Consider the following 20,389-nt stretch of genomic DNA (forward strand, 5'->3'; position numbering starts at 1 on the left):
CCTGGGAGAGCGGTCGTCGCCGGACGGGAGCGGTGGCGGCGGTGGTCGCCGGTGCCGCGCCGGTTGCCCGCCGGCTGTCTGCCGGGTGCGGATCCGGCGTCCCAACAGACAGTAGGGAAGCGGGGGTTGGTCGGTAATCCGGCTGGCGGGTGACCCTTCCCTGGGGCTTGCCTCGGGGCCGGGGTGGGGTTTTCCCTACCTCCCGACCCCGAGAACTCCTCCTCAGGGGTAGGGGGCACAACTCCACCCTGAGGGGGAGGCGACTCCACCCGGAGCACGAGGTCAACGGGCTTGCGTTCGGGAGAAACTGGGTCGGGGCCGTTCGGGGCGGTCCCGCAACGGGGGTTGGAATACGGGGGCTCCTTGCCGGGCGGCAAGCAAGTGCTCGTAAGATGATGCCCCAAACCTACTTACCTGCCGACCGGCAAGGGTGTGCCTCCCGTGCATGCCTGGGCCGGTCCTGCCGTCGCCCAGCGTCCCGTCCCCCAAGGGCCGGCGGTGAACCATGCCCAGGAGGCATCACGAGCATGTTCCACCGACTAGGACACTTCGTCGTTCGCCGTGCGTGGTGGGTGATCCTCGCCTGGGTCGTCGCGATGCTCGCCATCGTCGCGTCGGCCCCGAAGGTCACCTCCCAGACGGACGAGTCCGCGTTCCTGCCCAAGCACTACGAGTCGATCCAGGCGGCGCAGCTCCAGGAGCAGGCCTTCCCGTCCAGCTTCACCCCCGCCGCGCTTCTGCTCTTCGAGCGCAACGACGGCCAGGCGCTGAACGACGCCGACCAGGCCTCGATGGACAAGGTCGTCAACGGTCTGACCGCGGCGAACATCCCCGCCGTCGAGAAGATCATCCCGGTCGACCCCAAGACCTCGAAGTCCAAGGACGGCAAGTACGCGCTGTCCATGGTCGCCATCGACAAGACCAAGATGCAGACCGACGAGTTCCCCGACGCGGCCAAGAAGCTGCGTGAGGAGGGCGCCAAGCTCGCCGACGGCTCCGGACTGAAGTTCCAGGTCGGCGGCCAGGCCGCCAGCAGCCTGGACCAGAAGGACGCCTCCGGTTCCACCGACGCCATCGTGATGCTCGGCAGCCTGCTGCTCGTCATCCTGATCGTCGGCATCATCTTCCGCAGCATCCTGGCCGGCCTCCTGCCGGTCCTCCTCTCGCTGGTCATCGCGATGCCGGTGGCCAACGGCCTGATCGCCGACGCGATCAAGATGTTCGACCTCAAGTCCTCCCCGATGACCTCCGCGATCCTGATCATCGTGGTCCTCGGCGTCGGCACGGACTACTTCCTCTTCCTGGCCTTCCGCTACCGCGAGCGGCTGCGCCTGGGCGAGGACCGCAAGACGGCCGTGGCCAACGCCGTCGGCCGGGTCGGCGAGGCGATCGCCTCCGCCGCCGGTGCCGTCGCCGTCGCCTTCGCCGTGCTGATCCTGTCCAGCCTGGGCATGTTCACCGCGCTCGGCCCGGCACTGGCCATCGCGGTCATCGCGACCGCCCTGGTCTCGCTGACCCTGGCCCCCGCCGTGCTCGCCGTCCTCCCGTCCAAGGCCGTGTTCTGGCCCGGCAAGAAGTGGATGCAGGAGCCGAAGAACGCCCGCTTCGCCGCGCTCGGCCGGATGACCGGCAAGAAGCCCGGCCTGGTCGCCCTGGTCTCCGGCGGCGTCCTGGTGCTGCTGACCCTGACCGGCATCAACTACAACGGCACCTACGACCTGGCGGGCAGCTCCATGCCCAAGGGCAAGGAGTCGATGGTCGTCCAGGACAAGCTGATGACCGCGTTCTCGGCCGGCGCCGCCGACCCGAGCCACGTCTACCTGACCAGCACCAACGGCGCCAAGCTCAGCGACTCGGCGATCACGGACTTCGCCGGCAAGCTCCAGGGCGTCTCCGGGGTGGCCTCGGTCACCACGCCGGTCGCCCAGAAGGGGATCAGCGCCGACGGCGGCACCGCCGACTTCACGGTGATGCTCAACGACGCCCCGGCCTCCAACAAGGCCATCGACGCCATCGAGAAGGTCCGCGACACCGCCCACGCCTCGGCCCCGGCGGACAGCAAGGCCCTGGTCGGCGGCATCACCTCGGTGTACAAGGACATCAACACCGCGATGGTGCACGACTACACGCTGGTCTTCCCGATCGCGGCCTTGCTCATCATGATCATCCTGGGCCTGCAGCTGCGCAGCGTGGTTGCGCCGTGGTACCTGATGGCCTCGGTCGGCCTCGGCTTCGGCGGCACCCTCGGTGCCACCACCCTGGTGTTCCAGAACATCAAGGGCGAGCAGGGCCTGATGTTCATGCTGCCGATCTTCATCTACCTCTTCGTGGTGGCGATCGGCACCGACTACAACATCCTGATCATCGCCCGCCTCCGCGAGGAGGCCCGCGAGGGCCGCAACCCGCGCGACGCGGCCCGCGAAGCCGTCAAGCACGGCGGCCCGACCGTCGCGGCGGCCGGCTTCATCCTGGCGGCGTCGTTCGCGACCTTCATGCTCGCGGGCAACGTGCTCTTCATGGAGCTCGGCTTCTCGCTGGCCTTCGGCATCGTGCTGGCGGCCTTCGTGATGGCGATGTTCTTCACTCCGGCGCTCACCGCGCTGCTCGGCCACCGCGCCTGGTGGCCCGGCCACGCCGACAGCCCCGACCACGGTCACGGCGACGGTCCGGCCCCGCTGGCGGGCACGCACGGCGTGCCGGAGCCGGCCGGCCGGCACTGACCTCGGGCTGACCCAGGATCGGCCTGGGACCGGTTCCTCCCCGGGACCGGCCCCGGGCCGATCCACCGGCGGCGCCCCGCTTCGGCGGGGCGCCGCCTGCCCGTTCGCCGGGGGCGCCAAACGTGATCTGTTCAGCGGAAAATCCCCGGTCGCTCTGGGTGGCGCCGTGCTACAGTCGAGTCAGTTGCAGTTTTGGTTCCCATGAACGTGTATGTGCGCCTGCTGGTACCAACCAACAGGCGCATTTGTTTTGTCCGGTGTTTCAGTCTCCGGATGGGGATCGCGGCTACTTGGGGATTCACGAGGTGTGGATTCCTGATGCCCCAGTATGAGGAGACGGTTATGGCTACCGGCACCGTGAAGTGGTTCAACAGCGAAAAGGGCTTCGGCTTCATCGAGCAGGATGGTGGCGGCGCTGACGTGTTCGCCCACTACTCGAACATCTCGGCTCAGGGCTTCCGTGAGCTGTTCGAGGGCCAGAAGGTCGAGTTCGACGTCACGCAGGGCCAGAAGGGCCCGCAGGCCGAGAACATCCAGATCATCGGCTGACGTCAGCTCCACGCTGACTCGCGATCATCGCGAAGCTGGGGCCCGCACCGCATGGTGCGGGCCCCCGTTCATGCCGCCGTACGGCCGGGGCGGCGCACTCCCTTCCGACGGCCGACCAGTCCGCACACCGCGGGCTTCAGACCGACGGATCGGAGATCCCATGACCACCCCTGCCCGCCCGCCGCGCGACCGCGGCCCCCGCACCACCGACCAGTCCCGCCGCAACGCCGGCGGCGGCGACCGCCTGCGCAAGCCGCGCGGCCGCACCGGTGCCCCCAAGCAGACCGGTGCCCCCAAGCAGACCCGCGCCGTCGCGCCCGAGGCCGCCGACTTCACCGTGGTCCAGGGCACCCCGGCCCGCCCCCCGGCCGCCACCTTCGCCGAGCTCGAGCTGCCCAAGGCGATCCTCTCCACGCTCGCCCGCCAGGGCGTCACCGAGCCGTTCCCGATCCAGGGCGCCACGCTGCCCGACTCGATCGCCGGACGCGACGTGCTCGGCCGCGGCCGCACCGGCTCCGGCAAGACCCTGGCCTTCGGCCTGTCGCTGCTCGCCCGTACCGCCGGGCGCCGCGCCGACGCCCGGTACCCGCTGGCCCTCGTCCTGGTGCCCACCCGCGAGCTGGCCCAGCAGGTCACCGAGGCGCTCACCCCGTACGCCACCGCCGTCAACCTGCGGATCACCACCGTCGTCGGCGGCATGTCGATCAACCGGCAGGCCAACGCGGTGCGCCGTGGCACCGAGGTCCTGGTCGCCACCCCGGGCCGGCTGGACGACCTGATCGGGCGCGGCGACGTCAACCTCTCCGACGTGGCGATCACTGTCCTGGACGAGGCCGACCAGATGGCCGACATGGGCTTCCTGCCGCAGGTCAGCAAGCTGCTGGAGCAGGTCGCCGAGGGCGGGCAGCGGATGCTGTTCTCCGCCACCCTGGACCGCAATGTCGACCGGCTGGTCAAGCGCTTCCTGACCGACCCGGTGACCCACTCGGTCGACCCGTCGGCCGGCGCGGTCACCACCATGGACCACCACGTCCTGCAGCTCGAGCCGACCGACAAGGCCTCCGCCACCGCGCACATCGCCTCCCGCGAGGGCCGCGTGATCATGTTCGTGCACACCAAGCACGGCGCCGACCGGCTCGCCAAGCAGCTGCTCGCCAACGGCGTGAAGGCCGCCGCCCTGCACGGCGGCAAGTCCCAGCCGCAGCGCAACCGGGTGCTCGACCAGTTCCGCGAGGGCCACGTCACCGCGCTGATCGCCACCAACGTCGCCGCGCGCGGCATCCACATCGACGGCCTGGACCTGGTCGTCAACATCGACCCGCCGATCGACCACAAGGACTACCTGCACCGCGGCGGCCGCACCGCCCGGGCCGGCGAGTCCGGCACGGTCGTCACCCTCGTGCTGCCCGAGCAGCGCCGCGAGGTCAACCGGCTGATGACGGTGGCCGGCATCCGCCCGACCGTCACCAAGATCCGCCCCGGCGACGCCGACCTGGCCCGGATCACCGGCGCCCGCACGCCGAGCGGCGTCCCGGTCACCCTGGCGGTGCCGGTGGCCCAGGCTGCCACGGGGGCCCCGGCCGACTCGGCGGGTTCGGCGGACGAGAAGCGCGCCGGGTCCAAGAACGGGTCCCCGCGCCGCCGCTCCGGCAAGCGCTCCGGGCTGCCCGCCGACGTCGACATGAACGGCAACCCGCGCCGCCCCCGCCCCAAGCAGCGGATGGGCGCCGCCGCCGCCCAGGGCGACCGCCCCCAGGCGGCCGGCTTCATCGGCCGCTCCTCCGGTCGCGCCAAGCCGGGCAGCGGCACCAAGTCCGGCTCCAACTACGGGACCGGGCGCCAGCGTCGCAAGACGGACTGACGACCGTCCGAGCCCGCCGAACGGGCCCCGTGCCTCCCCTGTCGTGGGGGGCGCGGGGCCCGTTCCGCGTTCCGGGGCCGACGGCCGCGACAGCGCCTGTCCGCACCCAGGCGGCCGCGGCACCGCTGCCCGCGTGTGGTGAAACTGCCCGCTCGCGGTGAAACTGCCGCCCGGGGCAACGGTGCTGGTCAGCCCCGATCGCACCGGCAGCTTCCGCCTTACTGCCGGTTGACGGTCGATCACGAGGCCCCGAAGCTCTCACCCGGCCCACACATCTGCCACACCGTCAACACGGTGCGGCCGAGGGTGAGTCGACGTGATCCGCCAACCGGAAGGACGACCGTACCGATGCGCCGAACCTCCGCACTTCTGACCGCCGCCCTGCTCGCCGGGGCCGCCGCGCTCACCGCGCCCGCCGCCGACGCCGCCGAGAGCACCACCCGGAACGCGCCGTCCGCGTCCGCCGCGCCGACCACCAATGCCCTGACCGCCGGAAGCTGTACCGTCGGCCGCAACGGCTACGGCTTCGTCGGTACGTGCACGGGCATCGACCCGCAGCAGACCTGGCGCGTCGCGGGCACCTGCCAGAGCATCGGCAGCAACGGCTTCCCCGTCTTCTCGGGGACGTCCAGCGGCTGGGCCACCGGCAACGTCACCGCCACCGCGGGGTGCTTCTTCCCGGCGATGCCGACCTCCGGCTGGATCGTGTACGGCTCCCCGGTGCCGGCGGGCCCGGTCGGTCAGATCAGCGGCTACGTGAACAAGTGCGCGGACGTGCGCGGCGGCAGCAACGCGAACAGCACGCCCGTCCAGATCTGGGACTGCACCGGCGCCGCCAACCAGACCTGGAGGGTCGGCACCGACGGCACCATCCGCGCCCTCGGCAGGTGCCTGGACGTCCAGGGCGGAAACACCGGCAACGCCACCCTGGTGCAGATCTACGACTGCAACGGCACCGGCGCCCAGCAGTGGCAGGTCCGTCCGGATGGCTCGCTACTCAACCCGCAGTCCGGCCGCTGCCTGGACGACCTCGGCTTCTCCACCACCAACGGCAACCAGCTCGGCATCTGGGACTGCAACGGCGCCGCCAACCAGAAGTGGAACCTCCCGGCCTGACCGCCGCTCCCGGTCCGCCGCCCCGCGCCACACGGGGGCGGCGGACCGTTCCGCGTCACACCGCTGCCACCGCCGCCGCCGCCGGAGTCAGGGCCAGGGCCGGGGCCAGGGCCGGGGCCGGGGCGAGGGCGCGCAGCCGCTCCTCCGTCTCGGCGTCACGCGGGGCCATCACGATCAGCTGCAGGCCCTCGGCGGCCAGCAGCACATGCTGGTCGATCCGCAGCAGGCCCACCGCCTCGTGCCGGAGGACCTTCTCGGAGCCGGAACGCTCGGCGACCTGGTGCTCGTCCAGCCAACGGTCCGCCTCCGCGTACTCGCCGCGCATCTGCTGGATCATCCGGGCCAGATGGCGCCCCACGGCCGTCGTCTCGCCACCGCGCTCGGCATAGGCGGAACGCAGCTGCGCCAGGAAACTGCGGGCATGCTCCTCCCAGTGCTCGACCCGGGCCCGGTGCACGGGGTTGCCGAACACCACCCAGGCCAGGTTGCACTCCTGCGGCGGCCGGCCGGTCAGGCCGAACAGCGCGTCCGCGCCCGGATTCCAGGCCCGGATGTCCCAGTTGGCGTCCATCACGAAGGACGGCGCCGGCCACTGCGCGTGCATCAGCCGCAGCAGCGGGACCGGGACGTCCCCCGGCGCGGCCACCTCCCCGTCCTGCGGGTGACTGCCGGACAGCCGGAACAGGTACGCCGTCTCCGCCCGGTCCAGCCGCAGCGTCCGGGCCAGGCTCGCCAGCACCTCCGGGGACGGATGGATGTCCCGCCCCTGCTCCAGCCACGTGTACCAGGTCACCCCCACCCCGGCGAGCAGCGCCAGCTCCTCCCGCCGCAGCCCCGGTGTGCGCCGCCGCACCCCCGGCGCCAGCCCCACGTCCTGCGGCGTCAGCCGCGCCCGGCGGCTGCGCAGGAAACTCGACAGCGCCGTACGGCGCTCCTGGGCGTCCTCCACCTCGACCATCTCCCCCGTCCTCCCTGGTAGTCGAACTACCAGTATTCCCACGCACTGCTGCGGACCGCCCGTTCACGCGAAGCTTGATCACGTCAACGGATCGCACGCAAGGGAATTCCGATGAGCAACCGTCAGCACCGTACTCTCCGCCGCACCCTGGTCGCGGCCGCATTGACCACCCTGCTGGGCGCCGCCGGCGCACTGCCCGCGGCCTCGCCCGCCGCCGCGTCGCCCGCCAACTGCCCGGCCCCGGCCGTGATCACCGGCCACGCGCCCACCGTGGTGCCCGAGGCGGGCGCCTGGGACGCCTCCCACTACCGCTTCCTGCTCGGCTCGCTGCGGCACGGCACCGTCTCCGCCGTCGGCACCGACGGGAGCGTGCGCACCCTCGTGCAGGACCCCGCGCTGACCGAGGTCGCCGGCCTGCGGGTCGACCCCGTCCATCGCCGCGTCCTGGTCACCGACCTCGACAACGGCGTCGGCGAGCACAGCAGCCCCGCGACCCTCGGGAAGATCGCCGGGATCGGCGCCTACGACCTGGACACCGGCCGCCGCCTCTTCTACACCGACCTCGCCGCCGTCGCCGCCGACGGCGGCAACCACCTGGCCAACGACATCGCGGTCGGCCCCGACGGCACCGCCTACGTCACCGACTCCTTCGCCCCCGTCGTCTACCGGGTGGCGCCGGACGGCACCGCCTCCGTCCTGCTGCGGGACCCGCGGCTGACCCCCGCCCCGGGTTCGTACGGCCTCAACGGCATCGTCCTGCGCGAGGGCCGGCTGATCATCGGCAAGTGGGACGACGGCACGCTGTGGCAGGTCCCGCTGTGGAACCCGGCCGCCGTGCGGCAGGTCGAGGTGGACGCCGGGGCCGCGTCCCTGCTCCACCTGGACGGCCTGCTCGGCCGCCCGGACGGTTCCGTCGCGGGCGTCACCAACGCCCTCCTGGGGGCCGGCCGCGACGCCGAGGTCGAACTGCGCTCCGACGACCACTGGCGCACCGCCCGCCTCACCGCCGTCCGCCCCTCCGTGGACGCCACCCCCACCGCGCTCATCGCCGGCCCGGCGGGCCGCGTCTACCAGCTCTCCGCCGGCCTCGGCGACGCCATCGCGGGCCACCCGACGGACGCTTTCACCCTGCGCCGGATCTGACCCGGCGCCGCCCGACCCCGGATCGCCTACGGCCCGGCTCCCGCTCACCCGGGGGCCGGGCCGTACGCGATCCGGCCGGATCGGCCGGGCGCGCGGCCTGCCGGGGCCGTTCCCGCGCCGTGTCGTACAAGCTCCGTGCGTGTGCGAATCTGTGGCGTGATCTTGGCCTTACCCGTTGACCGTGAACATGGCGTGCCCGAGGCTTTCGCGCGGCCCGCACAAAGATCGCATCTTCACCGCGAATACTTCACATGCGGGCCGGTCGGTTCACCCTCTCCGGAAGGACTCCCCCCGTGCGTCGTACCGCCGCCCTGTTCGCCACCGCCCTGCTCGCCGGAGCCGCCGCGGTCACCGCGCCCGCCGCCGGTGCCGCCGAGAGCACCACCCGTAACGCGTCGGGCGACACCACCCCGGGCCCGGGCGGTGTCGGGAGCTGCACCGTCAGCGGCACCGGCTGGGGCCTCTCCGGCACCTGCACGGGCCTCGACCCGCAGCAGACCTGGATGGTCGGGATCACCTGCCAGGGCCTCCCCGACAGCAACGGGTTTCCCACCTACTCGTACGGGATGAGCGGCTGGGTCACCGGCAACACCACCGCCACCGCGGGGTGCTCCGGTATGGCCACGGGGGGCTGGGGCGGCGTCTCCTTCGGTCCGGCGGTCCCGGCGGGCCCGGTCGGCCAGATCACCGGCATCGCGGGCAAGTGCCTGGACGTGCGCGGCGGCAGCAACGCCAACGGGACCCAGACCCAGATCTGGGACTGCCTGGGCAACGTGAACCAGACCTGGAAGGTCGGCGCCGACGGCACCGTCCGGGCCGTCGGCAACTGCCTGGACGTCGAGGGCGGGCGCACCGGCAACGGCACCCTGGTGCGGACCTGGGAGTGCAACGGCAGTGGCGCCCAGCAGTGGCGCCCGCGGGCCGACGGCGCGCTGGTCAACCCGCAGTCCGGCCGCTGCCTGGACGTCCGGGGCGTCTCCAGCGCCAACGGCGCGGTCCTGCAGATCTGGGACTGCTTCGGCGCCACCGCCGCCAACCAGATCTGGCACCTGCCCGTCTGATGCCCGCGGCCGGACCGTCGACCGGATCACCCTCACCCCCGAGGAGCCCCGCCGTGCGTCGCACCGCCGCCCTGTTCGCGGCTGGATCGTGACCGGCTCGCCCGTCCTGGCGGGCCCGGTCGGTCGGATCAGCGGGTGCGTGAACAAGTGCGTGGACGCGCGCGGCGGCAGCAACGCCAACGGCACGCCCGTCCAGATCTGGGACTGCAACGGCGCCGCCAACGAGAAGTGGAACCTCCCGGCCTGACCCGCACCACCCCCACGGCGCGCGCGGCCACCGGCCGCGCGCGCCGTCGGTCCGGCCTGGTTCTGGTCCTCGCCCAGTGTGATGTTGGCGGAGTACAATTCCATGGACATCACCAACATCGATCGACGGAGGCGCCGAATGTCCGTGACCCAGATCGACATCGATGAAGAGGCGTTGGAGCGGGCGATGGCACTCGCCGGAGTGCGGACGAAGAAGGAAGCCGTCAATCTCGCGCTGCGCTACTACGCCGAGCGTCAGGAACGGGCGGCCCGCATCGGCAGGCACTTCGAGCGGGCTCGGAACTGGGAGGCCGTCGATCGCGCCGAGCGGCTGCACCAGGCCGAGAAGGACGCCCGGTGATCTACCTGCTCGACACCTCCGGGCTGGTCCGGCTGCTCCGTGATCCGAGCCTCCAGGCCGCTTGGTACGACGCGATCGACGCGGGGTCGATCGCGTCGTGCTATCCGCAGCGTGCCGAGTTCCTGTACACCGCGCGTGACGGTCGGGAGTACGACGAGATCTCCGAGATGTTCGCCGAGCTGTACCCGGACGTCTCGGTGCCGAAGGGCGCGGGGCGCTGGATCGACACGGCGCAACGACGGATGGCACTCGCCGGACAGCACCGCAGTGCATCTGCGGTGGACCTCATGATCGCGGCGACGGCCGCGCACCACCGACTCACGCTCCTCCACGATGATGCGGACTACCGCACCGTGGCGCGGTTCGCGTCCGACCTCAGCGAGCACAGCATCCTGGACCACACGTGAGGGAGGGCTCCCCGCTCAGGCGGTGAGCGCCGGGACGGCCGAGGTTGTGCGGCTCGCCTCGTCGTAGCGCTCCAGGAGCAGGGCCGCCAGCTCGGGGGCGGGGCCGAGGACGTCGGCCAGCACGTCCGCCCCTTCCGATGCCGCCGCGATGCGGTCGGGCAGGAGGCCGGGGGCCAGCAGGTAGGGGGCGACGGCGGTGTGCTCGGCGCCCGCGGCCCGGAGGGCGGCGAGGGCGTCGGGGACGCGGGGGCCGGCGGCGGAGGCGTAGGCGACCTCGACGGCGGCCCAGCCGCGGGTGCGCCGCCACTCGGCGGCGACCGCGCGGGTCGCGGCGTCGGCCGCCGGGTCGGAGGAGCCCGCGGCGGCGAGCACGACACCCGTACGGGCGCGGACGGCGGCCGAGCGCACGTCGACCCCGGCCTCGGCGAGGCGGCGGTCCAGGGCGGCGAGCAGCAGTGGGGAGGGGCCGAGCACGTCCGCGACCGGCAGCCGGGAGCCGGCGGCGCGCAGGGCGGCGGGGATGTCGTGCTTGGCGTGGAACGCCCGGTTGAGCAGCAGCGGGACGGCCACCGCGTCCGCCAGCCGTCCCACCACCTGCGGGATCCGCGGCGCGCAGTGGTCCAGGTACGCGGTGGCGACCTCGACGCCGGGCCGCCGGTCCCGCACCTCCTCGACGAGCGCGGCCACGGTCGCGGCGTGGCGCGGGTCGCGGCTGCCGTGGGCGATGAGGAGGAGGGCGGGCATCAGCGGGGCCTCACTTGCCGCCGGCCAGCAGGCCGCGGTTGCGCAGCACCCGGCGCTCGACCGGGGTGAACACCAGCAGCTCGATGGCGATGCCGACGAACAGGATCAGGATGATGCCGAGCAGGACCCCGGACATGTCGGAGAACTCGCGCTGGTCCTCCAGGAACCGGCCCAGGCCCCGGCCCAGGTCGGGGGAGGAGGCGACCAGTTCGGCGGCCATCAGCGAGCGCCAGGAGAACGCCCAGCCCTGCTTGAGCCCGGCCAGGTAGCCGGGCAGCGCGGCCGGGATCAGCACGTGCCGGGCGCCCGCCAGGCCGGTGGCGCCGATGGTGCGCCCGGCCCGCAGGAACAGCGGCGGCACCTGGTCGATGCCGGCCACCAGCCCGTTGGCGATCGACGGGACGGCGCCCAGAAGGATCACCGCGTACATCATCGAGTCGTTGATGCCGAGCCAGATGACGGCGGCCGGCACCCAGGCGACCGAGGGCAGCGACTGCAGGCCCTGCAGGACCGGCCCGATCGCGGTGCGCACCGGCCTGACCCGGGCGACGACCAGTCCGATCGGGGTGCCGATCACCACGGCGAGCAGGAAGCCGGACAGGCCGCGCCAGACGCTGGTCCAGATGATCGAGAACAGCGTGCCCTGGTACCAGAGGTCCTGCGCGGAGTGCCACACGTCCGCCGGGCTGGGCAGCTTGTACGAGGAGGTGACGTGCAGGCTGTACGCCCCCTGCCACAGGGCGATCACCACGAGCACGCCGATCAGCGGCGGCAGCGCCTTGGTCCGCAGGGCCTCGCCGAGCGAGCCGCGCTGCGCCGTGACGGTGTCGAGGGCGTCCAGGCCCGCGCCGACGCCGGCGGTGTCGGTGGCGCCCTTCTCGGCCGCGTCGACCGTGGCGGTCTTGTCCAGGACGGGGGTGGTGTCAGTGCTGGCCATGGCGACGGATCTCCCCACGCAGTTCTTCGGTGATCTCGATGGACAGGTCGGCGACGCCCGCGGACTCGATGCGGCGCGGCTGCGGCAGGTCGATCCGCCATTCGCGGGCGACCCGGCCGGGGCGGGAGGAGAGCAGCACGACCCGCTGGGCCAGGCGCACCGCCTCGCGCACGTTGTGGGTGACGAAGAGGACGGACAGCTGCCGCTCGGCCCAGATCCGGGTGATCTCGTCGTGCAGCACGTCCCGTGTGATGGCGTCGAGCGCGGCGAACGGCTCGTCCATCAGCAGGACCTTGCTGCCCTGGGCGAGTGCCCGGGCCATCGCCACGCGCTGGCGCATGCCGCCGGACAGCTCGTGCACCCGCTTGCCGTACGAGCCCTTCAGGCGGACGAGTTCGAGCAGCCGCTCGGCCTCGGCGCGGCGCTCGGGACGGGGCAGGCCGGCCAGCTTGAGGGCGAGCTCGATGTTCTTCCCGGCGGTGAGCCAGGGGAACAGCGCGTGTTCCTGGAACATCAGGGCGGGGCGGCCGCCGGGCACCTCGATGCTGCCGGCGGTGGGCTTGTCGAGGCCGGCGACCAGGTTGAGCAGGGTGGACTTGCCGCAGCCCGAGGCGCCGAGCAGGGTGACGAACTCGCCGGGCGCGACGTCGAGGGTGATGTCGTCCAGGACGTGGGTCTGCGCGCCGGGGCGGCCGAAGGACTTGTGCACGTGCGAGATCCGGACGGCGGGCGCGCCGCCGAGGGCGTCGGCGCCGGGGGCGTCCGCCGAGGTGGTCAGTGCCAGTGTCATCCTGGGCACCTCCTGCGTGAGTGGTCTGCGGGGGCTGCGGGTCGGGGCCGGGGCCCGGGCCCCGCCCGTCCCGGTGGGCATCGATCGGGGATCGACCGGGCGGGCGGGGGCCGGACCGCGGAACTGGAGGGGCGGTGGCGCTACTTGGCGCCGAGCCCGGCGTCCGCCACGGCGGCCTGGCCCTGGGCGGCGAGGACCTTGTTCAGCAGGGTGAGGTCGTAGATGCCGTTCAGGCTGGGCTTCTTGAGGAGCCCGGCGGTGACGGCGTGGTCGGCCTCGGCCTGCAGGGTGTTCGCCAGCGGGTCGTCCAGGAAGTCGATGTCGGCCCAGGCCGGGTCGAGGACGGCGGGCTCCAGGGCGGTCCCGACCTCCTTCTTGATCGCCGCGTTGGCGTCGGCCTTGGCCTTGTCGGGGTCGGCCTTGATGAAGGCGTTGGTCTTCACCGAGCCGCGCAGCACGGCCTCCACCACGTCCGGGTGCTCCTTGAGGAACTTCTGCGAGACGATGATGTTGGTGATCACGAACTTCTTGTCCGGCCAGACGTCCTTCTCGTTGAGCAGGACCTTCGCGCCGAGCGTGACCAGCTTGGAGGCGGTCGGCTCGGGCACCCAGGCGCCGTCGATGGAGCCGGACTTGTAGGCGTCGGGGGTGACCTTGTTGTCGGTGCGCACCACCGAGACGTCGCCCGCGCCGGAGGCCGCGTCGACCTTGTAGCCCTTGCCCGCGAGGTAGTTGAGCAGTGCCACGTCCTGGGTGTTGCCCAGCTGCGGGGTGGCGATCTTCTTGCCCTTGAGGTCGTCGAGGGAGGAGATCTTGTCCGGGTTGACCACCAGCTTGACCCCGCCGGAGGCCGAACCGCTGATGATCTTCAGCGACTTGCCGTCGGACTTGGTGTAGCCGTTGATCGCCGGGGAGGGGCCGATCCAGCCGATGTCGATCGAGCCGGCGTTGAGCGCCTCGATCTCGGCCGGGCCCGCGTTGAAGACCTGGGTCTTCACCTGGGTGGCGCCCAACTCCTTCTGGAAGAGGCCCTCCTGGAGGCCGACCAGCGGGGTGCCGTGGGTCAGGTTGGCGAAGTAGCCGATCTTCACGGAGTCGGCGGAGAGCTTCGCGCCGGAATCCGCGGCGGTGGCGGCGCCGGCCTTGGTGTCGGAGGACTTGTCGTCGGCCTTGGAGCCGTAGCCGCAGGCCGACAGCAGCGCCACGGCGGCCAGGCCGGCCGTGGCGGCCGCGGCGGTACGTCTGATCCGGCCGGCGTTGGGGCGGGTGCGGGTATGCGAGGGTGCCGGGTTCGGTGCCATGGTGGAGTCCTGTTCGCGGACGGACCGTCAGGAAGCGGTCTCGGGCGGATGGTTCGGAAGGTGGTGCGCGCGGCAGCCAAGTGCCGGGGCAAGCCGGGCGGCTGTGGGGGAAGACAGCCCGGTGACAGGGCGTTCTCAGCCCTGTCGGCCCGCACATCGGGTCAGGCCGCCCTGGCCGCTGCCGAGGGCGCCGCTGCCGATGCGGCCGCCTTCCTTGTCCATGCCCGAGAACGCCTCGCTGGGCATCAGACCCAGTCCTCCTCGTCGGGTACGTCGGTGGTGCGTACGGTCTCGAAGGCCTCGCCCACCATGCCGGCGGTGAGGGTGGTGCCGTCGGCCGGGTCGATCAGCAGGAACGAGCCGGTGCGACGGTTGTCCGAGTAGCTGTCCAGGGCCAGCGGCTCGGCGGTGCGCAGCTTCACGTGGCCGATGTCGTTGACGTTCAACCCCTCGTCGCCGGAGCGCTGTTCGAGGGTGTCGATGTCGATCCGGTAGGAGATCTCCTTGACGAGCGCGCGCACGGTGCGGGTGGTGTGCTTGAGCAGCACCTTGTCCCCGGCGCGCAGCGGGCGCTCGTTGAGGTGGCTGACGGTGGCCTCGATGTCCTTGGTGGGGACGGCCGTTGCCCCGGCCGCGATGAGGTCGCCGCGGGAGATGTCGAGGTCGTCGGCGAGCCGGACGGTGACGGACTGCGGGGCCCAGGCGATGTCCGTCCGGCGGCCGAGCGCGTCGATCCCGGCGACGGTGCTGGTGAGGCCCGACGGCAGGACGGTGACCGGGTCGCCGACGCGCAGCACGCCGGAGGCCAGCTGGCCGGCGTAGCCGCGGTAGTCGGGGTGTTCCTCGGTCTGCGGGCGGATCACGTACTGGACGGGGAAGCGGGCCGGTTCGGCGCTCGGGTCGCTGCCGACCGGCACCGTCTCCAGGTGTTCGAGCAGGGTCGGGCCGCCGTACCAGTCCATGTGCGCGGAGGGCTCGACGACGTTGTCCCCGGCGAGGGCGGAGATCGGGACGGCGAGCACGTCGCCCACGCCGAGCGAGGCGGCGTAGGCGGTGAACTCGGCGGCGATGGCGGCGAACACGGGCTCGGCGTAGTCGACGAGGTCCATCTTGTTGACGGCGAGCACGACGTGCGGCACCCGCAGCAGCGCGGCGACGGCGGCGTGCCGGCGGGTCTGCTCGACCACGCCGTTGCGGGCGTCGACCAGGACGACGGCGAGTTCGGCGGTGGAGGCGCCGGTCACCATGTTGCGGGTGTACTGCACGTGCCCGGGGGTGTCGGCGAGGATGAACCGCCGCCGGGGGGTGGCGAAGTAGCGGTAGGCGACGTCGATGGTGATGCCCTGCTCGCGCTCGGCGCGCAGGCCGTCGGTGAGCAGCGCGAGGTCGGGCGCCTCCTGGCCGCGGTTGCGGGAGGCGTGCTCGACTGCCTCCAGCTGGTCGGCGAGCACCGACTTGGAGTCGTGCAGCAGGCGGCCGACCAGGGTGGACTTGCCGTCGTCGACGGAGCCGGCGGTGGCGAAGCGCAGCAGGGAGGTGGCGGTGTTCTCGATGGTCGTGCTCATTAGAAGTACCCCTCGCGCTTGCGGTCTTCCATCGCGGCCTCGGACAGCTTGTCGTCGGCGCGGGTGGCGCCGCGCTCGGTGAGGCGGCTGGCGGCGATCTCGGCGATCACGGCCTGGATGGTGGTGGCGTCGGAGTCGACGGCGCCGGTGCAGGACATGTCGCCGACGGTGCGGTAGCGGATCAGCCGCCGCTGGACGGGCTCGCTGTCCTTGGGGCCGCCCCACTCGCCGGCGGTCAGCCACATGCCGCCGCGCGAGAAGACGTCCCGCTCGTGCGCGTAGTAGATCTCCGGGAGCTCGATGCCCTCGCGCTCGATGTACTGCCAGACGTCCAGCTCGGTCCAGTTGGACAGCGGGAAGACCCGCACGTGCTCGCCGACGGCGTGCCGCCCGTTGTAGAGCGACCACAGTTCGGGGCGCTGGCGGCGCGGGTCCCAGGCGCCGAACTCGTCGCGCAGCGAGAAGACGCGCTCCTTGGCGCGGGCCTTCTCCTCGTCGCGGCGGCCGCCGCCGAAGACCGCGTCGAAGCGGCCCTTCTCGATGGCGTCCAGCAGCGGCACGGTCTGCAGCGGGTTGCGGGTGCCGTCCGGGCGCTCGCGCAGCCGGCCGTCGTCGATGAAGTCCTGGACGTGGGCGACGTGCAGGCGCAGGTTGTGCTCCGCGACGACGCGGTCGCGGTAGGCGATGACCTCGGGGAAGTTGTGTCCGGTGTCGACGTGCAGGAGGGAGAAGGGCACCGGCGCGGGCGCGAAGGCCTTGAGCGCCAGGTGCAGCATGAGGATGGAGTCCTTGCCGCCGGAGAAGAGGATCACCGGGCGCTCGAACTCCCCCGCGACCTCGCGGAAGATGTGCACCGACTCGGCCTCCAGCGCGTCCAGGTGGGACAGCGCGAACGGGTTGTCGTCGGTGTAGACCGGGCTGTCGGTCGCGGTGGTCATGCCAGACCCCTCTCGGTCAGGAAGGCGTGCAGTTCGGCGGCGGAGTCGGCCACCGCGCGGCCCTGTGTCTGGATCCGCAGTTCCGGGTCCTGCGGCGCCTCGTACGGGTCGTCCACGCCGGTGAGACCGGAGATCTCGCCGGCCGCCTGCTTGGCGTACAGGCCCTTGACGTCGCGCTCGGCGCACAGCTCGACCGGGGTCGCGACGTGGATCTCCAGGAACTCGGTGCCGGCCGCGGCGTGCCGCTCGCGCACGGCGGTGCGGGAGTCGGCGAACGGGGCGATCACCGGGGCGAGCACCTTGACGCCGTTGGCGGCGAGCTTCTCGGCGACGAAGCCGATCCGGGTGACGTTGGTGTGCCGGTCCTCGCGGGAGAAGCCGAGGCCCTTGGAGAGGAACTCGCGGATCTCGTCGCCGTCCAGGACCTCGACCCGGTGGCCCTCGGCGCGCAGCCGCTCGGCCAGCGCGAAGGCCAGCGTGGTCTTGCCGGCGCTCGGCAGCCCGGTCAGCCACACGGTGGCGCCGCGCTCGCAGGGGCCGGCCGTGCGGGCCGCCTCTGCGGCTCCATCGGCGGCCAGGGTGTGAGCTGTCACGGGGTCTTCCTCACTCGGTAGTCGACGGTACGTGTGTGTCCGGCGGGCTCGCCTGGCGGTGCGTCAGAGGTGGATGCCGCACTCGGTCTTGCCGGAGCCGGACCAGCGGCCGGCCCGGGCGTCCTCGCCCTCCGCGGGCTTGCGGGTGCAGGACAGCGGGGAGCAGCCGATCGAGGTGTAGCCCTCCCACAGCAGCGGGTTGAGCAGCACGCCGTTGGCGGCGACGTAGGCGTCCACGTCCTCCTGCGTCCACCGGGCGATCGGGGCGATCTTGACCTTGCGGCGCTTGGGGTCCCAGGAGACCACCGGGGTGTTCGCCCGGGTCGGCGACTCGTCGCGGCGCAGCCCGGTGGCCCAGGCGTCGTACCCGCCGAGGCCGCGGTTCAGCGGCTCGACCTTGCGCAGCGAGCAGCACAGGTCCGGGTCGCGGTCGTGCAGGTTCGGCCCGTACTCGGCGTCCTGCTCGGCCACGGTCTTCAGCGGGGTGAGCGTGATGACGTTGACCGGCATGGTCGCGGCCACCGCGTCACGGGTGCCGATGGTCTCCGGGAAGTGGTAGCCGGTGTCCAGGAACACCACGTCCACGCCGGGGAGCACCGAGGAGGCGAGGTGGGCGACGACCGCGTCCTCCATCGAGGAGGTGACGCAGAACCGCTTGCCGAAGGTGTCGGCGGCCCACCGCAGGATCTCCTGCGGGGTCGCCTCCTCCAGCTCGCGGCCGGCCCGGACGGCTGCCGCCTCGTGGTCAGTCGCGGTGCTGCTCATGGGACGTACCCCCGTGGTCGGTCGGTGACAGCAGGCCGAGGAACTTCAACTGGAAGGCCCGGCGGCACCCGTGGCATTCCCAGGCGCCGTGTCCGGCCTCGGAGGGGCGCAGGTCCTCTTCCCCGCAGTACGGGCAGAAGAACGGTGCTGCTCGCTCACTCATGACAGCTGCTCCTCGGTCGCCCGGGTCGCCCACTGGGCGAAGCGCTCGCCCTCGGTGCGGTCGGCCTGGTAGCGGGTCAGCAGGCGCTCGACGTAGTCGGGCAGGCCGGCGCTGGTGACCTTGAGGCCGCGGACCTTGCGGCCGAAGCCGGCCTCCAGGCCGAGCGCCCCGCCGAGGTGCACCTGGTAGCCCTCGACCTGCTCGCCGTTGTCGTCGGTGACCAGCTGGCCCTTGAGGCCGATGTCGGCGACCTGGATGCGGGCGCAGGCGTTCGGGCAGCCGTTGATGTTGATGGTCAGCGGCTCGGTGAACTCCGGCAGGCGCTGCTCCAGTTCGTCGATGAGCGTGCGGCCGCGCTCCTTGGTCTCGACGATGGCGAGCTTGCAGTACTCGATGCCGGTGCAGGCCATGGTGCCGCGGCGGAACGGCGACGGGGCGACGCGCAGGTCGAGCGCCTCCAGGCCGGCCACCACCGACTCGACGTGCTCCTCGGCGATGTCGAGGATCAGCATCTTCTGCTCGGCGGTGGTGCGCACCCGGTCGCTGCCGTGGGCGGCTGCGAGGTCGGCGATCTCGGCGAGCAGCTTGCCGTGGACCCGGCCGACGCGCGGCGCGAAGCCGATGTAGAACCGGCCGTCCTTCTGCCGGTGGACGCCGACGTGGTCGCGCCAGCGGGCGGCGGGCTCGGCGGGCGCGGGGCCGTCGACCAGCCGGTACTTGAGGTACTCGTCCTCCAGTACCTGGCGGAACTTCTCCACGCCCCAGTCGGCGACCAGGAACTTCAGCCGGGCGCGGTTGCGCAGACGGCGGTAGCCGTAGTCGCGGAAGATGCCGATGACGCCGCCGTAGACGTCCGCGACCTCGTCCAGCGGGACCCAGGCACCCAGCCGCACGCCCAGGCGCGGGTTGGTGGACAGGCCGCCGCCGACCCACAGGTCGAAGCCGGGCCCGTGCTCGGGGTGGACCACGCCGACGAAGGAGACGTCGTTGATCTCGTGCGCGACGTCCAGCAGCGGGGAGCCGGAGACCGCGCTCTTGAACTTGCGCGGCAGGTTGGAGAAGTCCGGGTTGCCGATGAAGCGGCGCTGGATCTCGTCGATGGCGGGGGTGCCGTCGATGATCTCGTCCTCGGCGACGCCGGCCACCGGGGAGCCGAGGATGACGCGCGGGGTGTCGCCGCAGGCCTCGGTGGTGGACAGGCCGACGGCCTCCAGCTTCTGCCAGATCGCGGGGACGTCCTCGATCCGGATCCAGTGGTACTGGATGTTCTGCCGGTCGGTCAGGTCGGCGGTACCGCGCGCGTACTGCTCGGAGACCTCGGCGACCGCCCGCAGCTGGGGGACGGTCAGCCGGCCGCCGTCGATGCGGACCCGGAGCATGAAGTACTCGGCGTCCAGCTCGTGCGGGTCGAGGATCGCGGTCTTGCCGCCGTCGATGCCCTCCTTGCGCTGGGTGTAGAGCCCCCACCAGCGCATCCGGCCGCGCAGGTCGGCGGGGTCGATCGAGTCGAAGCCGCGGTGCGCGTAGATCGTCTCAATACGTGTCCGCACATTGAGACCGTCGTCGTCCTTCTTGAACTGCTCGTTGGCGTTCAGAGGAGTGTGGTGGCCCATGCCCCACTGGCCCTCGCCGCGGTGGCGGGTCACCTTGCGGGCCGCGGCGGGGCGGCGCGCGGCGGGGCTGTCGGCCGTGGGCTCGACGGTCTCGGGGGAGGTGGCCATGGTGAAGTCCTTCGGGGCAGATGGCGCTGGTGCCAGGCGGGTCGCGGAGCGTGCTCAGCCGTGCGGTGCTGCTCTGACCTGCGGGTTTCTCAGGGCCTGGAGGGCAGTGACCGAGACCGGGCGGGCGCCTGCACATCCGCTGCGACGGGGATGGCGGGAACGGGTGGCGCCGGGTGCGGTGGTGCGGCGGGGGTGGGCTCAGGTCACCGGACAGATGGCGCTGGACACGCGAAGGAGATCGACGTGGAGTCGACCTACCAGGGTGGTTCCGGCGCTAGGCATGGCAAGAGATTCGCACGGCGCGGGACTCGCGGTCCACTAACATCCGCATACTGGACGCTGATGTTTCGTCATGTGGGACGGTCGGGAGTTCCCGCCGCTCCCGGCCCGGGTGCCCGGCCACACGCTTCCACCCCGGGGAGATCAACCGCGGGGCCACGGCCCGATACG

Annotated in this window: 21 protein-coding genes; 9 read left to right on the plus strand and 12 right to left on the minus strand. The window is 72.2% G+C overall.

Annotated elements, in window-relative coordinates:
* Positions 1 to 527: 527 nt before the first annotated feature.
* The 4 genes from ACZ52R_RS21930 to ACZ52R_RS21945 all read left to right on the plus strand — a co-directional run bounded on the left by ACZ52R_RS21930 (position 528) and on the right by ACZ52R_RS21945 (position 6,246).
* Positions 528 to 2,720 carry an MMPL family transporter gene (locus tag ACZ52R_RS21930; RefSeq protein ID WP_465663862.1) on the plus strand — a complete coding sequence of 731 codons (2,193 nt, stop codon included), beginning with the start codon at positions 528 to 530 and terminating at the stop codon, positions 2,718 to 2,720.
* A gap of 342 nt (positions 2,721 to 3,062) precedes the next feature.
* The gene (locus ACZ52R_RS21935) at positions 3,063 to 3,269 is read left to right on the plus strand and encodes a cold-shock protein (RefSeq protein ID WP_380651267.1); all 207 of its coding nucleotides are present in this window, start codon (positions 3,063 to 3,065) and stop codon (positions 3,267 to 3,269) included.
* Positions 3,270 to 3,429: 160 nt separating this feature from the next.
* On the plus strand, positions 3,430 to 5,130 hold the full coding sequence (locus ACZ52R_RS21940; protein ID WP_465618494.1) for a DEAD/DEAH box helicase: 1,701 nt from the start codon (positions 3,430 to 3,432) through the stop codon (positions 5,128 to 5,130).
* Positions 5,131 to 5,478: 348 nt separating this feature from the next.
* Positions 5,479 to 6,246 carry a ricin-type beta-trefoil lectin domain protein gene (locus ACZ52R_RS21945; RefSeq protein ID WP_465618496.1) on the plus strand — a complete coding sequence of 256 codons (768 nt, stop codon included), beginning with the start codon at positions 5,479 to 5,481 and terminating at the stop codon, positions 6,244 to 6,246.
* A 55-nt stretch (positions 6,247 to 6,301) separates the two neighbouring features.
* Here ACZ52R_RS21945 and ACZ52R_RS21950 read toward each other — a convergent pair whose 3' ends face one another.
* A complete protein-coding gene (locus ACZ52R_RS21950) occupies positions 6,302 to 7,204 on the minus strand; it encodes a helix-turn-helix transcriptional regulator (protein ID WP_465618498.1) in 903 nt (300 codons plus the stop codon).
* A gap of 111 nt (positions 7,205 to 7,315) precedes the next feature.
* Here ACZ52R_RS21950 and ACZ52R_RS21955 point away from each other — a divergent pair, with 111 nt between their 5' ends.
* From ACZ52R_RS21955 to ACZ52R_RS21975, 5 genes are all read left to right on the plus strand, one after another.
* The gene (locus ACZ52R_RS21955; RefSeq protein WP_465753929.1) at positions 7,316 to 8,347 is read left to right on the plus strand and encodes a hypothetical protein; all 1,032 of its coding nucleotides are present in this window, start codon (positions 7,316 to 7,318) and stop codon (positions 8,345 to 8,347) included.
* Between the two features lie 293 nt (positions 8,348 to 8,640).
* Positions 8,641 to 9,408: a ricin-type beta-trefoil lectin domain protein gene (locus ACZ52R_RS21960; RefSeq protein ID WP_465663860.1), complete on the plus strand. Its 768-nt coding sequence runs from the start codon at positions 8,641 to 8,643 to the stop codon at positions 9,406 to 9,408.
* A gap of 139 nt (positions 9,409 to 9,547) precedes the next feature.
* Positions 9,548 to 9,655, plus strand: a complete 108-nt coding sequence (locus ACZ52R_RS21965; protein WP_465663859.1) for an RICIN domain-containing protein — start codon at positions 9,548 to 9,550, stop codon at positions 9,653 to 9,655.
* Positions 9,656 to 9,793: 138 nt separating this feature from the next.
* Entirely contained in the window at positions 9,794 to 10,015 is a 222-nt protein-coding gene (locus tag ACZ52R_RS21970; protein WP_360499202.1) for a type II toxin-antitoxin system VapB family antitoxin, read from the plus strand.
* Positions 10,012 to 10,422, plus strand: a complete 411-nt coding sequence (locus ACZ52R_RS21975) for a PIN domain-containing protein (protein WP_465663858.1) — start codon at positions 10,012 to 10,014, stop codon at positions 10,420 to 10,422. The genes ACZ52R_RS21970 and ACZ52R_RS21975 overlap by 4 nt, the downstream gene beginning before the upstream one ends.
* A 15-nt stretch (positions 10,423 to 10,437) precedes the next feature.
* On the opposite strand, the gene ACZ52R_RS21980 is transcribed toward ACZ52R_RS21975, so the two are convergent.
* The 11 genes from ACZ52R_RS21980 to ACZ52R_RS22030 all read right to left on the minus strand — a co-directional run bounded on the left by ACZ52R_RS21980 (position 10,438) and on the right by ACZ52R_RS22030 (position 20,221).
* A complete protein-coding gene (locus tag ACZ52R_RS21980; protein WP_465618508.1) occupies positions 10,438 to 11,166 on the minus strand; it encodes a sirohydrochlorin chelatase in 729 nt (242 codons plus the stop codon).
* A gap of 10 nt (positions 11,167 to 11,176) precedes the next feature.
* Positions 11,177 to 12,103, minus strand: a complete 927-nt coding sequence (locus ACZ52R_RS21985) for an ABC transporter permease (protein WP_360499208.1) — start codon at positions 12,101 to 12,103, stop codon at positions 11,177 to 11,179.
* Complete coding sequence (locus ACZ52R_RS21990) at positions 12,090 to 12,893, minus strand: ABC transporter ATP-binding protein (protein ID WP_465618512.1); 804 nt, start codon at positions 12,891 to 12,893, stop codon at positions 12,090 to 12,092. Before ACZ52R_RS21990 ends, ACZ52R_RS21985 begins: the two co-directional genes overlap by 14 nt.
* 140 nt (positions 12,894 to 13,033) lie before the next feature.
* Positions 13,034 to 14,194: an ABC transporter substrate-binding protein gene (locus ACZ52R_RS21995; protein WP_465618514.1), complete on the minus strand. Its 1,161-nt coding sequence runs from the start codon at positions 14,192 to 14,194 to the stop codon at positions 13,034 to 13,036.
* A 245-nt stretch (positions 14,195 to 14,439) separates the two neighbouring features.
* A complete protein-coding gene (locus ACZ52R_RS22000) occupies positions 14,440 to 15,759 on the minus strand; it encodes a sulfate adenylyltransferase subunit 1 (RefSeq protein WP_465618516.1) in 1,320 nt (439 codons plus the stop codon).
* Positions 15,759 to 16,697, minus strand: coding sequence for a sulfate adenylyltransferase subunit CysD (gene cysD, locus ACZ52R_RS22005; protein ID WP_465618518.1), 939 nt, complete (start codon positions 16,695 to 16,697; stop codon positions 15,759 to 15,761). Before cysD ends, ACZ52R_RS22000 begins: the two co-directional genes overlap by 1 nt.
* Positions 16,694 to 17,275 (minus strand): adenylyl-sulfate kinase, encoded by a 582-nt coding sequence (gene cysC / locus ACZ52R_RS22010; RefSeq protein ID WP_465618785.1) that lies wholly within the window; start codon positions 17,273 to 17,275, stop codon positions 16,694 to 16,696. The genes cysD and cysC overlap by 4 nt, the downstream gene beginning before the upstream one ends.
* 78 nt (positions 17,276 to 17,353) lie before the next feature.
* Positions 17,354 to 18,055 (minus strand): phosphoadenylyl-sulfate reductase, encoded by a 702-nt coding sequence (locus ACZ52R_RS22015; RefSeq protein ID WP_465663857.1) that lies wholly within the window; start codon positions 18,053 to 18,055, stop codon positions 17,354 to 17,356.
* Entirely contained in the window at positions 18,036 to 18,218 is a 183-nt protein-coding gene (locus ACZ52R_RS22020; RefSeq protein WP_360499220.1) for an eL43 family ribosomal protein, read from the minus strand. The genes ACZ52R_RS22015 and ACZ52R_RS22020 overlap by 20 nt, the downstream gene beginning before the upstream one ends.
* Positions 18,215 to 19,939: a nitrite/sulfite reductase gene (locus ACZ52R_RS22025; protein ID WP_465753930.1), complete on the minus strand. Its 1,725-nt coding sequence runs from the start codon at positions 19,937 to 19,939 to the stop codon at positions 18,215 to 18,217. Before ACZ52R_RS22025 ends, ACZ52R_RS22020 begins: the two co-directional genes overlap by 4 nt.
* A gap of 198 nt (positions 19,940 to 20,137) precedes the next feature.
* Positions 20,138 to 20,221 carry a putative leader peptide gene (locus tag ACZ52R_RS22030; RefSeq protein ID WP_310593185.1) on the minus strand — a complete coding sequence of 28 codons (84 nt, stop codon included), beginning with the start codon at positions 20,219 to 20,221 and terminating at the stop codon, positions 20,138 to 20,140.
* Positions 20,222 to 20,389 lie beyond the last annotated feature (168 nt).

Source organism: Kitasatospora sp. NPDC034023 (genome assembly GCF_055575795.1).

Bases quoted from the DNA above. Each gene is read 5' to 3' on its own strand.
- ACZ52R_RS21970 (WP_360499202.1), top strand. From the start codon at position 9,794: ATGTCCGTGACCCAGATCGACATCGATGAAGAGGCGTTGGAGCGGGCG.
- ACZ52R_RS21990 (WP_465618512.1), bottom strand. From the start codon at position 12,893: ATGACACTGGCACTGACCACCTCGGCGGACGCCCCCGGCGCCGACGCC.
- ACZ52R_RS21955 (WP_465753929.1), top strand. From the start codon at position 7,316: ATGAGCAACCGTCAGCACCGTACTCTCCGCCGCACCCTGGTCGCGGCC.
- cysD (WP_465618518.1), bottom strand. From the start codon at position 16,697: ATGACCACCGCGACCGACAGCCCGGTCTACACCGACGACAACCCGTTC.
- ACZ52R_RS21930 (WP_465663862.1), top strand. From the start codon at position 528: ATGTTCCACCGACTAGGACACTTCGTCGTTCGCCGTGCGTGGTGGGTG.
- ACZ52R_RS21980 (WP_465618508.1), bottom strand. From the start codon at position 11,166: ATGCCCGCCCTCCTCCTCATCGCCCACGGCAGCCGCGACCCGCGCCAC.
- ACZ52R_RS21935 (WP_380651267.1), top strand. From the start codon at position 3,063: ATGGCTACCGGCACCGTGAAGTGGTTCAACAGCGAAAAGGGCTTCGGC.
- ACZ52R_RS22020 (WP_360499220.1), bottom strand. From the start codon at position 18,218: ATGAGTGAGCGAGCAGCACCGTTCTTCTGCCCGTACTGCGGGGAAGAG.
- ACZ52R_RS22000 (WP_465618516.1), bottom strand. From the start codon at position 15,759: ATGAGCACGACCATCGAGAACACCGCCACCTCCCTGCTGCGCTTCGCC.
- ACZ52R_RS22025 (WP_465753930.1), bottom strand. From the start codon at position 19,939: ATGGCCACCTCCCCCGAGACCGTCGAGCCCACGGCCGACAGCCCCGCC.
- ACZ52R_RS22015 (WP_465663857.1), bottom strand. From the start codon at position 18,055: ATGAGCAGCACCGCGACTGACCACGAGGCGGCAGCCGTCCGGGCCGGC.
- ACZ52R_RS21945 (WP_465618496.1), top strand. From the start codon at position 5,479: ATGCGCCGAACCTCCGCACTTCTGACCGCCGCCCTGCTCGCCGGGGCC.
- ACZ52R_RS21950 (WP_465618498.1), bottom strand. From the start codon at position 7,204: ATGGTCGAGGTGGAGGACGCCCAGGAGCGCCGTACGGCGCTGTCGAGT.
- ACZ52R_RS21940 (WP_465618494.1), top strand. From the start codon at position 3,430: ATGACCACCCCTGCCCGCCCGCCGCGCGACCGCGGCCCCCGCACCACC.
- ACZ52R_RS21995 (WP_465618514.1), bottom strand. From the start codon at position 14,194: ATGGCACCGAACCCGGCACCCTCGCATACCCGCACCCGCCCCAACGCC.
- ACZ52R_RS21985 (WP_360499208.1), bottom strand. From the start codon at position 12,103: ATGGCCAGCACTGACACCACCCCCGTCCTGGACAAGACCGCCACGGTC.
- ACZ52R_RS22030 (WP_310593185.1), bottom strand. From the start codon at position 20,221: ATGCCTAGCGCCGGAACCACCCTGGTAGGTCGACTCCACGTCGATCTC.